The sequence below is a fragment of the Limnohabitans sp. 2KL-1 genome (assembly GCF_003063435.1).
GTDB lineage: Bacteria > Pseudomonadota > Gammaproteobacteria > Burkholderiales > Burkholderiaceae_C > Limnohabitans_A.
In genome coordinates this window covers 231452-245377 of the sequence record NZ_NESL01000001.1, presented here as the reverse complement: position 1 = coordinate 245377, position 13926 = coordinate 231452, and the positions used below count along the sequence as shown (strand labels likewise).

Sequence of the window (13926 nt, the reverse complement as noted above, 5' to 3'; positions counted from 1 at the left end):
AACCATCGTCCACAGGATTGGCTCCTGCGTCAAAGAACGTGGCGCTATGACCCCTGACCTGGCCGCACCGACCGCCCCAGCGGATGCCACCGCGCCCTCCGAGCGTCTGGCCGGTTTTGCTGCGCTCTTGCGCGAACACGGCCTGACGGTGGGTGTGGCCGAACAACAAGCCATGTTGCAAGCGGCCCAGTTGTTTGGCCCGCTGCACGAGCGCCCCTTGCAAGCCGCATGGCGCGCCATCGCTTGCCACAGCCAGCGCGAATGGCAGCTGTGGTCCGATGTGTACGAGCGCTTTTGGCACCCTGAAAAATTGCGTGGTGGCGTCAAGGTCAGCGGCCAGACCCGGCCCAGCCGCAACCTGCGCCAAAGCGTGCAGGCCATGCACGACCAAATGGACGCTGCGCAACAACCGAACACCCAACCCAACGGCCAGCAGGCCGCGCCCCAAACCGCTGGCGACTCGGCATCGAGTCCGCATGACGAACAGGGCAGCGGCACGCCCCGCGCCCAAGGCGGTGCCAGCCGCACCGAAGCCCTGCACCAGCGCGACGGCCAGATGTGGATGCCGCAAGAACTCAGCGCCTTGCAACACCTGGCCCGCCAGATCACGGCCCAACTGCAGCCACGCGCCACCCGCCGCTGGCGCGTGGCCCCACGGGGCCAGCGCCTCGATTTGCGCCAGACCCTGCGCCGCAGCGTGGGCTGGGGTGGCGAGCTGCTGCAACCGGCCTGGAAAGTCAAACGCGTCGAGCCCCCGCGCCTGTTCATCCTGGCCGATGTGAGCCGCTCGATGGAATCGCACGCCGCGCTGTTTTTGCGCGTGGCCCGCGCTTTTGCGCTCGAGGCCGATGCCCGGGTGTTTGTGTTTCACACCCGCTTGGCCGAAGTCACGCCCTACATGCAACGCGACACGCCCGCCATTCAGGAAAAAGTCAACGCCGTGACGGCCGGTTTTGGCGGTGGCACCCGCATTGCCGCCAGCTTGCAAGACTTTGCCCGGCACCACGCCCGCGCCCAGCTCAGCCGGGGTGCCCGCGTGTGGGTGTTCTCGGACGGCTTTGACACCGACGGGCCCGAGCTGCTGGATGCCGCTTTGCAGGAAGTGCGCGCACGCGGTGCCCGCATCACCTGGTTTCACCCCACGCGCCAGGTGCCCGCTGCGGGTGCCTTGCAGCGCGCCCGTAGCCGCATCGAACGCTTTGTGCCGCTGGCCAGCTTGGCCGATTTGGCCGCTGCCCGACACGTTTTGCATTGAATTTGAGCCATGAAGGAGTCCCCCATGAACCGCAACGAATGGATCACCCAGGCTGCCCGCTTGCAAGCCGCCGACCAGCCCTTTGCGCTGGTCACGGTGCTCAGCGCCCAAGCGCCCACTTCGGGCAAGGCGGGCGACAAAGCGGTCGTCACGCCCGACGGCCAAATCCACGGCTGGATCGGTGGCGGCTGTGCCCAACCGGCGGTCATCAAGACCGTGCGCCGCGCTTTGCTCGACGGCCAGCCGCGCAAGATCCGCATCGCCCCCTCGGACGAAAGCGCCGAGCGCGATCTGGGCGACGTGCTTGAATTCGGCATGGCCTGCCACTCGGGCGGCACGCTGGAGTTGTTCATCGACCCGGTCATGCCCTCGGCCATGTTGACCGTGGTGGGCGACTCGCCCGTGGCGCGTGCGCTGGTGGGCCTGGCCCCCCGCGTGGGCCTGCGTGTGGCGGTGGTGGCGCAGGGCGCGCAAGCGGCTGATTTCCCGGATGCCGACACCGTGCTCGACAGCGACGACGTATCGCAAGTGAGCGCCCGGCTGTCTTCACCCTTTGTGGTGGTGGCCACACAAGGCCGCCGCGATGTGCAAGGCCTCAAAGCTGCACTGGCCTTGCAGCCGCAGGGCCTGTGGTTTGTGGCCAGTGCGCGCAAAGCGGGCGTGTTGCTGGAGAGCCTGGTTGCCAGTGGCGAAGACCCGGCCGCTGTGGCCCGCATCGTGGCCCCGGCGGGCCAATTCATCGGCGCGCAAACGCCCGAAGAAATTGCCTTGTCGGTGCTGACCTCGGTGGTGGCGGCGCGGCGTGGACGCGAACCTGCCGCCCCTGCGGCCCAGGCTGCTTTGACAGGCTCCATGGCTTCTTCGGTGTCGTCTGCAGCTCAGTCGTCCGCTGCGGCTTCTGCTGCCATGGCGACTTCTTGCTGTTCGACACCTGCGGCCACCGAGCCCATGGAGGCCGCAAGCGCCAAAACCGTCGCGCCGGTGGCAGCGGCCAGCAGCTGCTGCGGTGGGGCCAAAAAAGCCGCAGCGGCGCACGCAGCCACGGCGTCCGACGCTGTCGCCGTCCCGGCCTTGACAGCCGAGCCGAAAGCCGCGCTGGCCACTGTGGCAGCATCGGCCAAATCATCTTGCTGTGGAGGCTGAACATGGGTTGCATTCTCAAAGGCGGTGGGGGCTTGTACAGCCGCGTCACCGTGGGCGCGGTGTTGTTGGCGGCGGGCTCGGGCTCGCGCATGGGGCACCGTCCCAAAAGCCTGCTGGAGTTGGGTGGCGTGCCGCTCATTCGCCGCCAGTTGATCGCGCTGTCGGGTGCGGGGGTGGACGAAGTGGTGGTGGTGCTGGGCCACTACGCTGACCGCATCGAAGAGGCCGTCAAAGAGTTCCCGGTCACGCTGGTGCGCAACCCCGACCCGGATGCCGGCCAAATTTCGTCTTTGCGTTTGGGTTTGCAGGCGCTGTCGCCCAAGCTCGACGCGGTGCTGGTGGCCTTGGCCGACCAGCCGCTGATCAACTCACAAGACATCAACGACCTGATCGGGGCCTACAAAAAGCGCCCTACGGGTGCGCAGGTGGTGCAGCCCACGGTGGATGGCCTGCCGGGCAATCCGGTCATGTTCAGCGCCGAGGTGCGCGACCAGATTTTGGCCGGTGCGGCCAACGTGGGCTGCCGCCAGTGGCAGTCGGCCAACCCCGAACAAGTCCACCCCTGGGCCACGACCAACACCCGTTACCGCACCGATGTCGACACGCTCGAAGACATCGAAGCGCTGGCCGCACGCACTGGGCATCGGCTCAAGTGGCCGGCCGACTTGATGGTCACGGCCTGATCGGTCTTTGCGCACCATGATTCAGCCCGACCCGCTTCACCAGTTCTGGCACACGCCCATCGGCGTGCACCGTTTCGCGCAAGCCGAGTCGGTCAACGCCGTGTTGGTGCGGGTGTTTCAGACCATGCGTGCCACCGACCCGGCCGTGTCGGGTGAGCCCAAAGCTTTTTACGCCAGCCGCGACGATTTGCTGCAACGCATCCGCCTGGCCGAGTGGGAACAGCTGGTGCGCTTCATCGTGGACAGCGTGCGCCAGACCGTGGTGCTGGCCAACCAAGGGGCCTGGCCTGAGGGCAAACCGGGTTTTCAGATCGCGCTGCGCGGCATCTGGTTTCAGGTCTCCAGCCAGGGCAGCCACCACGATGTGCACACCCACGGCAACTGTTCGTGGTCGGGTGTGTATTGCCTGCAAGTGGACCCACCCGAGCAGCGCAGCCAGCACCCGGTGCTGGGCGCGGCCAATGGCGTGACGCGGTTTTATGGCCCGCACTTCAACCGGCTGGGCGGCGCGGCCATGGACTTTGGAAACGCCTATTTGCAAAACGCGCACCTCGACATCGAACCGGTGCCGGGCCAGTTGGTGGTGTTCCCGTCGTGGCTGGCGCACCAGGCCATGCCCTACCACGGCAGTGCCGACCGGGTGATCGTGTCGTTCAACGTGAGCGTGCACGCGGCCGGTGGCTCTGATCAATTGCATGGCTATGCCCCGGTCTGAAGCCCGCTCCACCCCAGCTGCTCAACAGGATGCCTTGGCCCATGCAGGGGAGGTGGCGCACTGGACCGTGATGCTGCTGGGCTGGTTGTGGCTGGGCGAACAGGGCATGCGCCTGGGCTGGTCACTGGCCAGCGGGGTGCTGGCTGTGGCGCTGTGGTGGGCGGCTCGTTTGCTTTGCCGGGGCAGCACTTGGGCTTTCCAATCGCGCCCGACCGCCATGGCCTGGTGCGGCGGCTTGAGTGCCGTGGGCGTCTGGTTGCCGCAGTGGCTGGCCTCTTTCCATGCATCAACCTTGAATGCAGCACCGGTGAACTTGGCACATACCGGTTTGCTGATCGTGGCCTTGCTTTGGGGGGCGTGGAGCGGCCTGATCGAAACACGCAGCCGTTTCAGCACCTTTCAGCTCGGCCCGGTGGCCTGGCATCCGGTGTTGGCCGCCACCCTGGTGGGTCTGGCCTGGCTGGCCCCCGGGGAGGTGTCCTGGACCCCCTGGCCTGTGAGCGCCCTGCTGGTGGTGTGTGCCACGGTCTTGTCTGCACGAGACCGTGCCACGGTGCCAAGGCCGACGGGCTGCCCCGGTGCCCGGGCCGAACTCAGCAGCTTGCTGGCCCCTTCCGCCATGGGCCTGATGATGGGCAGCCTGTGGATGGGCAATGTGTGGTGCGCCGGTTTGGGCTTGTCCAACGAACAGATGGTGCTGGGGCACCTGGGGATGATGGCGGTCTTGCCCGCCTTGGTGGCACCTTCATGGCGCTGGATACCAACACACCGCCAGCCTTGCCTGAGCCTGGTTTTACTGGCCTTGGGCGCACTGATGCTGCTGGGCCAAAGTACTGTGCATGGCGTGCTGGCCATGCTGCTGCCTTCACTGGCCTGGGCCGTGCATTGCAGCCGACCCCGTGTCACCATGAAATTGTCGACCATGACACCGCCCTGGCTGACGCGCGCCATGGCGCTGGTTCTGGGACCGGGCTTGCTGGTGTGGGTGGGCTTGGCCAGTCCGATGTCAGGCCCGTTGGCAATGCAGACCGCCTTGGCTTTGCTGGGGGCTTTGGCCGGGTTGCAGGCGCTGGTTCTGTCCGTACGCGAAACTGTCGCGCACCCGTCTTGGTCCATTCCCTGATCACTTTATGATTTCTGCACAGCGGCAAGGCTGATGCCCACAACGGAGACAAAAACAGCATGAACAGCATCGACATCGACGTGATCCGCACCGCTTTGGACTGGCAAAGCCGGGGCCAGCGCGTGGTCATGGGCACCGTGGTGCGCACTTGGGGATCGGCCCCACGCCCACCGGGCTCGCTCATGATCATCCGAGGCGACGGCCAAGTGGCCGGGTCGGTCTCGGGTGGCTGCATCGAAGACGACCTGATCCGCCGTGTGGCGGCGGGCGAGTTGGCCATGCGCATGCCGGAGACCACCACCTACGGCCAGACCGCCGAAGAGGTGCGCCGCTTTGGCCTGCCTTGCGGCGGCTCGGTGCAGGTGGTGCTGGAGCCCTTGTCACCCCAATCGCAATTGCGTGAGTTGCTGGTGCTGATTGAGCAACACCAGCGCGTGGAGCGGCGTCTGGACATGGCCACAGGCATGGTGCGCATGAGCGCGGCCACCGAGGGCGACAAGCTGCAGTTTGATGGCCAAAGCCTGACCACGGTGCACGGCCCGCGCCTGCGCCTGCTCATCATCGGTGGCGGGCAACTCTCGCGCTATCTGGCGGCCATGGCGGTCATGCTGGACTACCAGGTCACGGTGTGCGAACCTCGCGCCGAATACCACGAAGGCTGGGAAGCCATGGCCGGTGTGCACCTGTCCACCCAGATGCCCGACGACCTGGTGCTGGCCATGCGTCTGGACCACAACAGCGCGGTGGTGGCCGTGACGCACGACCCCAAACTGGACGATCTGGCCCTGATGGAGGCGCTGCACACGCCCGCGTTTTATGTGGGGGCCCTGGGCTCGCGCCACAACAACACGCAGCGGCGCAAACGCCTGCTCGAATTCGATGTGTCAGAAGCCGAAGCCGCCCAATTGCGCGGCCCGGTGGGCCTGAATCTGGGCGCCCTGACCCCACCGGAAATCGCCATGAGCATCGTGGCCGAAATGACCGCCATGCGCCGTGGCGTGGATTTGAGTCAAGCCCTCAGCAGCTGGGAAGGCTCCAAGACCGTGTGCGGTCTGGCTTGACAGTTCATACCGGTCGCGGCTGCGGCGACCGGGGTCTTAACGTGGGCTGAAACGTCGCGCGAGTGGGTCGAGCAACAGGCGTTCGCCCGCATAAAACAAGGCAACGATGGCCAGACATGCGGCGAGCACGGTGGTCATGTCGGCGGAACCTTGGGCACGCAGCATCAAAAATCCAAGTCCGGAAGTCGAGCCCAACAATTCAGCGACCAACGCAATTTTCCAGGCCACGCCGTAAGCGATGCGCAGCGCACCCATCAGGTAGGGCAACAGCAGCGGCAAACCCACGCGCAGCACGATGCGTGGGCGGGAACGGGTGAAACTGGTGGCCATCTCCAGGGCTTCCCGATCAATCTGTCGCAAACCTTCGGTGACGTTGATCAGGCAAAACGGGATGAGGATCGCGACTTGCACAAACACGATCGAAGCATGACCTGGGGTGAACCAGATGGCCGCCCGGATGGCCCAGCCGATCGAGGGGAATGCGCTGAGGAAAGGCTGAAGCAATCCGCTCACAATGCCGTCAAGCCATGGCACGGCCCGAGCGAGCACCGCCAACCCGCCGCCGATCACCAAGGCCAAAAACACCGAGCCCAACACACGCAACGTGGAGGCTGCCGTGTGGACAAAGAATTCGCCGTCCGTGAACAGGGTGAGCAGCCTTTGCCCCACCGCCAACGGCCCCGGCAAAACGAATTCGGGCAAATTGGCCGCCCCTGCAGCCCAGGCCACCAGCGCCAGCACGACCAAGGCGTCGGCCAACCACAGTGCGCCCGAACGACGCCCGACATCCTGGGAAAGGGCCTTGGCGCTTGACGCTTCGGACTTCATGGCGTGCTTCCAAACTGACGGGCCGTGTACCGCTCCAGCGGACCGAACAACAGTCGGTCCGCCAGCGTCACAGCGATGATGATGAACAAAATGACCGCAAACAGTGTCGCCGTGTCGTAGTCCTGGCGGGCGATGTTGATCACATAGCCCAAGCCCCGACCGCCACCAAAGAGTTCGGCGGTCAATGCCACTTTCCAGGCCACGCCAAACATGATGCGCAGTGTCGCGGCCACAAAAGGCAGCAAGGCGGGCATCACCAGCAGCCGCCAGGCGCGCCAGCGGCTGCGGCCAAAGCTGTTGCCCATTTCGTGCAGTTCAGCATCAAGCGCAAGCAGCCCCTCACGCAAGTTCACCAACGCAAAAGGCAGCAGGACCACAACAATCGTGAACACCACCGTGTAGCTGGACACACCGAACCAGATCACGGAAAGCAGCGTCCAGCCGATGCCCGAAAAAGCGCTCAAAAACGGATTGAGCCGCTGGTGTATGGCCGGTGCGCTCCATCGGGCGTAATGCGCGGCAAAGGCCAGCATGGCGCCCAGCAGGAATGAAATACCGATGGCCGATCCGATGTGGGCCAGCGTGGCAAACAGGTGCGACAGCCGCTGCGCAGACGACACGAAAGTGAGCAAGGCTTTGCCGACTTCGCTCGGCGGCGGCAGGACGTAGGCGGGCACACGTCCTGCCGTGGCCCACCATGCCACCGCCAGCACCAAAAGGAAGGCCAGGGCAAGCCCACGCTGGGTGCGAAGCAGTCGACTGGATGCTGCAGCTGCTGCGGTCATGAGCGCAGCGTCTTGTCCCAGGTATAAGCACGCACGTCAGGGACTGACGCCACCATGCCCATGTCCCGTCCGATGGTCCAGGCCGTCTGGACGGCCTTGGCATGCTCATCGCCAAACACGGCAGGCACACGCGTGGTCTTGTCGAACCACCACTCCAGAAAGCCACGGTCGATGTTGGCCTGCTTGGCGACCGCACCAAACACCTCGTCGCGGTTGGTCAGGGCGTAGCTCACCGAGGCCTTGAGCATGCGGTTGAATTCACTGATGTGTTCTGCGCGCTGTGCCAGGCGGTCCGGGTAAGACACATTGACGGCCGACACCAGAGGGCCATAACGCTCATTCAGGATGACGTTGGTTTCACAAATGTTGTGGAATTCACCGCTCTGCATGGCCCGCCAGGCCTGGCTGTGAATCAAGGTGGCGGCATCGGCCTGACCCGTGGCCAGCGCAGCCGGCAAATTCGGTGCCTGCACCTCGACCTGACGCACATCGCCACCCTCCAGCGCCATGTTGAGACCGAATTTCAGGCGCATCGCTTCGCGCACGAACATGTACCCCGTGGAACGCAAGCCATACGAGGCCATGGTGCGGCCCTTGAGCGCCGAGACCGTCGTGTGGGGACTGCCCTTCTTCACCCAGACGCCCCCGCCTTCGCCCACCGGCGAGGCATGCAAAGCGGCCGACAGGATGCGCAGGTCCAGCCCACGTGCAGCCGCTGCCGGCACCCCGATGACGGCGGTCATGACGACATCGTATTGCTTGGTCGAGGTGACCTGCAGCAGTTGCGGGATCAGCATGCCGGTGGCCTCGACATCGATGATGCTGGATTTGACCTTGCCGTTCTTGATGGCCCAGACGACCGCGTCATAGGCAGGGTCCAGCAAGTAAGCGTAAGAGACCTTGGGCTTGGTCTGGGCGCGCAACGGTGAAGACGACAGGATGGCGGGTGCCGTGGCTGCGGCCAGGAAATGGCGACGGTTCAGTGACATGTCAAAGGTCCTCCGGTTCTGTTTCAAGGGACTGGAACAAACGCTGCAGGCGATCCCTGAGCGCTTCAAGATCAGGGTCACCCACCAGCCGCCGGGGGCGTGGCACGGTGACAGGAATGCTTTCGAGCACCCGGGTCGGCTTGTTGGACAAGAGCACGATCCGGTCAGCCAGCACGATGGCCTCTTCGATGTCGTGCGTGACCAGCAGCACCGTGCGGCCCGTGCGCTGCCAGATGCTTTCAATTTCGCTACGCATGCGCCGGCGGGTGTTGGGGTCCAGTGCCGAGAAAGGCTCGTCCATCAGCACGATGGTCGGATCGACCGCCAAGGCACGTGCGATGGCCACCCGTTGGCGCTCACCGCCAGAAAGCATGGAAGGGTATTTGTGCGCCGAATTCGCCAGGCCCACCATGGCCAGCAACTCGCTGGCACGCGCCTGACGCCGCCTGGCCTCTTCTTTGCCCATGCGCAACTCAACGCCAAGCAAGACATTGTCGATCGCGTTGCGCCAGGGTGCCAGACGCGGCGACTGGAACACAAAGGCCACGTCCTGCCAAGCTTGCGAGGGGGGCTTGCCATCAATGGTGACTTGGCCCGAATGAGCGGCCAACAGGTCACCGATCAAGCGCAAGGAGGTTGACTTGCCGCAGCCGGATGGACCGAGCAGGCAGACAAATTCACCCCGTCCGACCGAAAAGCTCAGGTCTTCATAGATAGCCTCGCCGCCAAAGGCGAGTCCTACATGGTCAAAAATGATCAAGTCGTCGGTCATGGCCAGTATTTCCATCTTGTCCGGCCCGCCGGATCGTTGGCGACGCGGCTGTGGACATCCAGCAGCATGGTCTGCCTGGCCTGTTCGTATCGGGGCCAATGGGCCAGGCCCGGGTGCGATGGGTCGCCGTGCGTCGCAAAAGCAATCCAGGCATCGCGCATCTGCGCAGCCAGCCTCGCCATGGACGCGGGGTCGCCGCCTTCAAGCATCGGGGCCTGCCACGCAGGCAAAGTGTCCAGCATGAAAGGAATTTCGCAGCAATGGCAAGCGGCAAACCGGTTGTCCGGCGCGGCCCAGTCGAAGCGGTAAACCCAAGCCGGACGCCCCAGGTCCGCCAGCCGCTCGGCAAACGCGTGCACACCTGCGCCAAAGGACGCATCGCCCAGCATGGCACCCAGCAGCGATGCGTTGTCGCTGGCACCGGTGCGCTCGCGGTATTCGGCCAACGCCTGGTCGGCTGCGGCACCAAACATCCGGGCGAACACGGCGCGGGTCTGCTCTGCCGTGGCATTGCGGATCTGCTCATCGGCACCGAAAAAGGCCGACATTTCATCGCGTGTGTAGCCAATCATCACATCGCATTCGGCTGCGCCCGCCAAGGCGGCACCCACCACATCCTCGCCCAGCAATTCATGGTCGGCCACCGGGATGAACACCGGGCTGGTGTTGGCAAATGACGCCAAGCTGCGCGCGACCTTCAATTGCGCTTCATTGATCGCCTGCGCGCTGATGCTTCGCCACTGCGCCGGGTCCGTGATGCCCAGCGTCTCCTGCAGGGTTTCAGCGAGCGACTGGGCTTCGCGTCTGGACCGGAGCAACCGGCCGAACGGTGCACTTTGCACAATGGCGCGCCGCATCAGCTGGCGACTCGGTGGGTGGGCCAGCATGGCCAGGATCGACAGACCGCCCGCCGATTGCCCCATCACCGTGATGTTGTCCGGGTCCCCTCCGAAAGCCTCGATTTCCTGACTGACCCACTTGAGGGCAGCCATCTGGTCGTGCAGCCCGAGGTTGGGTTCGGAAACACCGGGCAAGTGCATGAAACCGAAGGCGCCCAAGCGGTAATTCACCCCCACCACGACCACATCGCCATGGCGCGACATCGGTACACCCGAGTACCAGTCGAGCGAACCTGCTCCAGTCCAGAAAGCCCCGCCATGCAGCCAAATCAGCACCGGACGCCGCCGACCGTCAACAGCCGGCGTGGTGATCGTGAGCGTGAGGCAATCTTCATCCTGCTCGGCCGTGAAGTCACCCATCACGGCACGCAGCCGCGACACCGGTTGGGGGGGCACCGGCCCGTGGCGCGTGGCGTCCCTTTCACCCTCCCAAGGGGTGACCGCTGCCGGACGCTGGAAACGAAGAGGCCCCACGGGTGGTGCCGCGTAAGGCACGTTGCAAAACACGTTGATGCCGTCTTCCACCCGACCGCGAAGCAGGCCGGAAGAAGTGCAGGCAATGGGCAAGGCGGGGTTCATGATGACCTCATTCGTCTCTGATGGTTATCGGAATCGGACATGGGGACCGTGTCGGTCACCAAGGCGGCGGCCATGCAGCAAGGACTGCGGCGAAAGGGATGATCGAACAAACTTTTTGAAAAATCATACGATGGACGTTCAATAAATTAAATGCGTGGAACCTCAAACTGTCAAGAACATCGGTGAGAGGATTTCCCACCGCCGTGCCATGCTCAGGGTTTGTCCGCATTTGAGCCGTGCGCGACAGACGGATCAGGCCAAGGACATTAACTTGGCGGTTTCACGATGCAGGCGCGAAGCATGGGCTTTGCGCGGTCACGGGCAAGTTGCACCGGACTGCATCAGATGCCACCACCGGAGACATGCATGGTTCGATTCAAAGTCAATGGCGAGGCCGTCTCGGTCGATGCCAAGCCGGAGACCCCTTTGCTGTGGGTCATCCGGGAAAAACTCAACCTCACCGGCACCAAGTTCGGTTGCGGCATCGCCCAGTGCGGTGCCTGCACAGTGCACTTGAACGGCGAGCCGGTGCGCTCTTGCTCCTTGCCGCTGTCGGTGGCCGAAGGCAAAGACGTGACCACCGTGGAAGGCCTGATGAAGACCCGCACAGGCCAGGCCCTGCAAGCGGCCTGGGTCAAGGCGCAAGCGCCGCAATGCGGCTACTGCCAATCGGGTCAACTCATGACCGCCGCCAAAGTCATCAGCGTGGTCAAGAAGAACCTCAGCCGCACCGAAATCCTGGAAGCCATGAGCGGCAACATTTGCCGCTGCGGCACCTACAACCAGATCGCCGCTGCGGTCTCTAACGCCCAGCAAACCCTCAACGGAGGCAAGGCATGAACCCGACCCCTTCCATTCCGGGCGCAGTGTCGCGCCGCTCTTTCATCCTCGGTTCGGGCGGCCTGGCTTTGGGCCTGTCGTTTGGCCTGACACAAACCGAATTGGCTTTGGCCCAGACGCCTGGCGCTGCTGGCTTTGGCCCCAACAGCTGGATCAACATCGGCCTCGATGGTGTGGTGACCCTGATGTCGCCTGGCGCTGAAATGGGCCAGGGCACCATGACCGCCATGCCCATGCTGCTGGCCGAAGAGATGGACCTGGACTGGCGTCAGGTGCGTGTGGTGCAGTCGCCCAGCGACCCCAAGCGTTTTGGCAACCCCCGCTTTGGCGGCGGCATGACCACAGGCGCTTCGCGCACGGTGCAAGGCTATTACGAGCCGCTGCGCCTGGCTGGTGCCCAGGCACGTCTGGTGATGGTGAATGCGGCCGCCCAGGCCATGGGCGTGCCCGCCTCCGAGCTGCGCACCGAAGCCAGCCGCGTCATCCACAGCGGTGGCCGCAGCATGAGCTACGCCGACATTGCCAAGGTCGCGCAGGCCCCTGCCGAACTGCCCAAGGTGGACAAGAGCATGCTCAAGCCGATGGCGCAGTTCCGCCTGATCGGCAAGGACATTCCCCGTGTGGACGTGCCCGCCAAATCCAGCGGCCAGGCCCTGTACGGTATTGACCAGCGTCTGCCGGGCATGCTGTGGGCCTCTGTTTTGCGCGCCCCGGTGCAAGGCGAAACACCCGAGAGTGTGGACGATGCAGCCGCCCGTGCGGTGGCGGGTGTCAAGAACGTGGTGCGCCTGCCCTATGGTGTGGCGGTGGTGGCCGATTCGTTTTTCACAGCCAAAACAGCCCGTGACCAGCTCAAGGTGGTCTGGACCCAGAAGGCCAAAGCGCGCAGCCAGAACTCCGATGCCATGCGCGCCGAATACGTCAAACGGGCACAAAACCTGGAGGACAAAGGCATTGACTTCATCGCAGATGGTGATGCCGCCAAACGCCTGGCCGGTGCCACCCGGACCTTCAGCGCCACCTACACCAGCGAGATGCTCAGCCACATTTGCCTGGAGCCGATGAACTGCACCGCGCGCGTAGACGGCGACAAGATCGAGGTCTGGGCACCGGCCCAATCGGCCTCGTTTGTCACCGGCACGGTGGCGGGCGCTGGCGGCTTCAAGCCGGAAAACATCACCGTCCACATCACCTTGCTGGGCGGTGGTTTCGGACGGCGGGTCGAGGCCGATTACGCGGCCGATGCGGCCCTGGTGGCCAAGGCCATGCCAGGCACGCCTATCCAGGTGATCTGGACCCGAGAAGATGACATGACGCACGACAAATACCGCCCCATGACCGGGCAGCACCTGGTCGCCGGCGTCGATGCACAAGGCAAGATCGTCGGCCTGTTGCACCGCGTGGTATCGGAAGGCATTTACGCCCGTGTGGTGCCACCGGCGTTCAAGGCCTCAGGCGGCAAGGACGCGCCCGTGATGGAGGGCACGGAAATCACCTACGACATCCCTGACCACAACGTGCAGTTCATGATCGAAGAGCGCGGCATTCAGGCCGGCTTCTGGCGTGCAGTGGGTCCGGGCTACATCAAGTTCGCCATCGAAACCCTGATCGACGAAGTGGCCCGCGGCGTGGGCGCCGACCCGCTGGCTTACCGCATGGACTTGCTGAGCAAGAACCCGCGTGGCGCTGCGGTGTTGAAGGCGGTGGCCGACATGTCGCAATGGGGCAAAGCCAAACTGCCCAAAGGGCACGCGCTGGGCCTGGCGTTCTCAGACGCGTGGAACACCTACTGTGGCATGGTGGTGCAGGTCTCCATCGACAAAGGCCGACCCAAGGTGCACAAAGTCTGGTCTGCGGTGGATTGCGGCCATGCCTTGCAGCCCCAAAACGTGCAGGCTCAAATCGAAGGCTCGGTCATCTTCGGCTTGTCGGCGGCCTTGCATGAGCGCATGGACTTCAAGGCCGGTGAGCCCCAGCAAACCAACCTGAACGCCTACCGCGTGTTGCGCGCCAACGAAACGCCCGAGGTCTTTGTGAAGGTGATGCCCACCGACAACCACCCCGGCGGCATTGGCGAAGTGGGGCTGCCCCCGGTGGCCCCGGCCATCGCCAACGCGATCGCCTCGCTCAATGGCAAGCGTTTGCGGGCTTTGCCTTTGCCAACGGTTTGAAGGCCGCCAGTCCCCGAACCCGCAAAGCCGCCAACACGGCGGTCATTTGCAGGTTCGGGCTGAAAATCCGGCTGAAGGATCGG

At 64.4% G+C, this 13926-nt stretch carries 13 protein-coding genes; 8 read left to right on the top strand and 5 right to left on the bottom strand.

The features are described from left to right. Positions 1-46 precede the first annotated feature (46 nt). The 6 genes from B9Z47_RS01135 to B9Z47_RS01110 are packed head-to-tail and all read left to right on the top strand — an operon-like array spanning position 47 to position 5980. Positions 47-1255 carry a VWA domain-containing protein gene (locus B9Z47_RS01135; protein WP_108329430.1) on the top strand — a complete coding sequence of 403 codons (1209 nt, stop codon included), beginning with the start codon at positions 47-49 and terminating at the stop codon, positions 1253-1255. A 24-nt stretch (positions 1256-1279) separates the two neighbouring features. Further along, positions 1280-2398: an XdhC family protein gene (locus B9Z47_RS01130; protein ID WP_158271596.1), complete on the top strand. Its 1119-nt coding sequence runs from the start codon at positions 1280-1282 to the stop codon at positions 2396-2398. A 2-nt stretch (positions 2399-2400) separates the two neighbouring features. Then, a complete protein-coding gene (locus B9Z47_RS01125) occupies positions 2401-3081 on the top strand; it encodes an NTP transferase domain-containing protein (protein ID WP_108329428.1) in 681 nt (226 codons plus the stop codon). Positions 3082-3097: 16 nt separating this feature from the next. Further along, the gene (locus B9Z47_RS01120; RefSeq protein ID WP_108329427.1) at positions 3098-3796 is read left to right on the top strand and encodes a TIGR02466 family protein; all 699 of its coding nucleotides are present in this window, start codon (positions 3098-3100) and stop codon (positions 3794-3796) included. Continuing rightward, positions 3777-4919, top strand: a complete 1143-nt coding sequence (locus B9Z47_RS01115; RefSeq protein WP_146185740.1) for a hypothetical protein — start codon at positions 3777-3779, stop codon at positions 4917-4919. The genes B9Z47_RS01120 and B9Z47_RS01115 overlap by 20 nt, the downstream gene beginning before the upstream one ends. A gap of 59 nt (positions 4920-4978) precedes the next feature. Beyond that, entirely contained in the window at positions 4979-5980 is a 1002-nt protein-coding gene (locus B9Z47_RS01110) for an XdhC family protein (RefSeq protein ID WP_108329425.1), read from the top strand. A gap of 36 nt (positions 5981-6016) precedes the next feature. Here the strand turns inward: B9Z47_RS01110 and B9Z47_RS01105 are convergent, their stop codons facing one another. From B9Z47_RS01105 to B9Z47_RS01085, 5 genes are read right to left on the bottom strand one after another with little or no spacing between them, the layout of a single operon-like run. Further along, complete coding sequence (locus tag B9Z47_RS01105) at positions 6017-6808, bottom strand: ABC transporter permease (RefSeq protein WP_108329424.1); 792 nt, start codon at positions 6806-6808, stop codon at positions 6017-6019. Next, entirely contained in the window at positions 6805-7593 is a 789-nt protein-coding gene (locus B9Z47_RS01100) for an ABC transporter permease (RefSeq protein ID WP_108329423.1), read from the bottom strand. Before B9Z47_RS01100 ends, B9Z47_RS01105 begins: the two co-directional genes overlap by 4 nt. Beyond that, the gene (locus tag B9Z47_RS01095; protein WP_108329422.1) at positions 7590-8582 is read right to left on the bottom strand and encodes an ABC transporter substrate-binding protein; all 993 of its coding nucleotides are present in this window, start codon (positions 8580-8582) and stop codon (positions 7590-7592) included. Before B9Z47_RS01095 ends, B9Z47_RS01100 begins: the two co-directional genes overlap by 4 nt. Before the next feature lies 1 nt (position 8583). Further along, on the bottom strand, positions 8584-9354 hold the full coding sequence (locus B9Z47_RS01090; RefSeq protein WP_158271595.1) for an ABC transporter ATP-binding protein: 771 nt from the start codon (positions 9352-9354) through the stop codon (positions 8584-8586). Next, positions 9351-10832 carry a carboxylesterase/lipase family protein gene (locus B9Z47_RS01085; RefSeq protein ID WP_108329420.1) on the bottom strand — a complete coding sequence of 494 codons (1482 nt, stop codon included), beginning with the start codon at positions 10830-10832 and terminating at the stop codon, positions 9351-9353. Before B9Z47_RS01085 ends, B9Z47_RS01090 begins: the two co-directional genes overlap by 4 nt. Positions 10833-11198: 366 nt before the next feature. Between B9Z47_RS01085 and B9Z47_RS01080 the strand changes: the two genes are divergently transcribed. Next, positions 11199-11672, top strand: coding sequence for a (2Fe-2S)-binding protein (locus B9Z47_RS01080; protein ID WP_108329419.1), 474 nt, complete (start codon positions 11199-11201; stop codon positions 11670-11672). After that, entirely contained in the window at positions 11669-13843 is a 2175-nt protein-coding gene (locus tag B9Z47_RS01075) for a xanthine dehydrogenase family protein molybdopterin-binding subunit (protein ID WP_108329418.1), read from the top strand. Before B9Z47_RS01080 ends, B9Z47_RS01075 begins: the two co-directional genes overlap by 4 nt. Positions 13844-13926 lie beyond the last annotated feature (83 nt).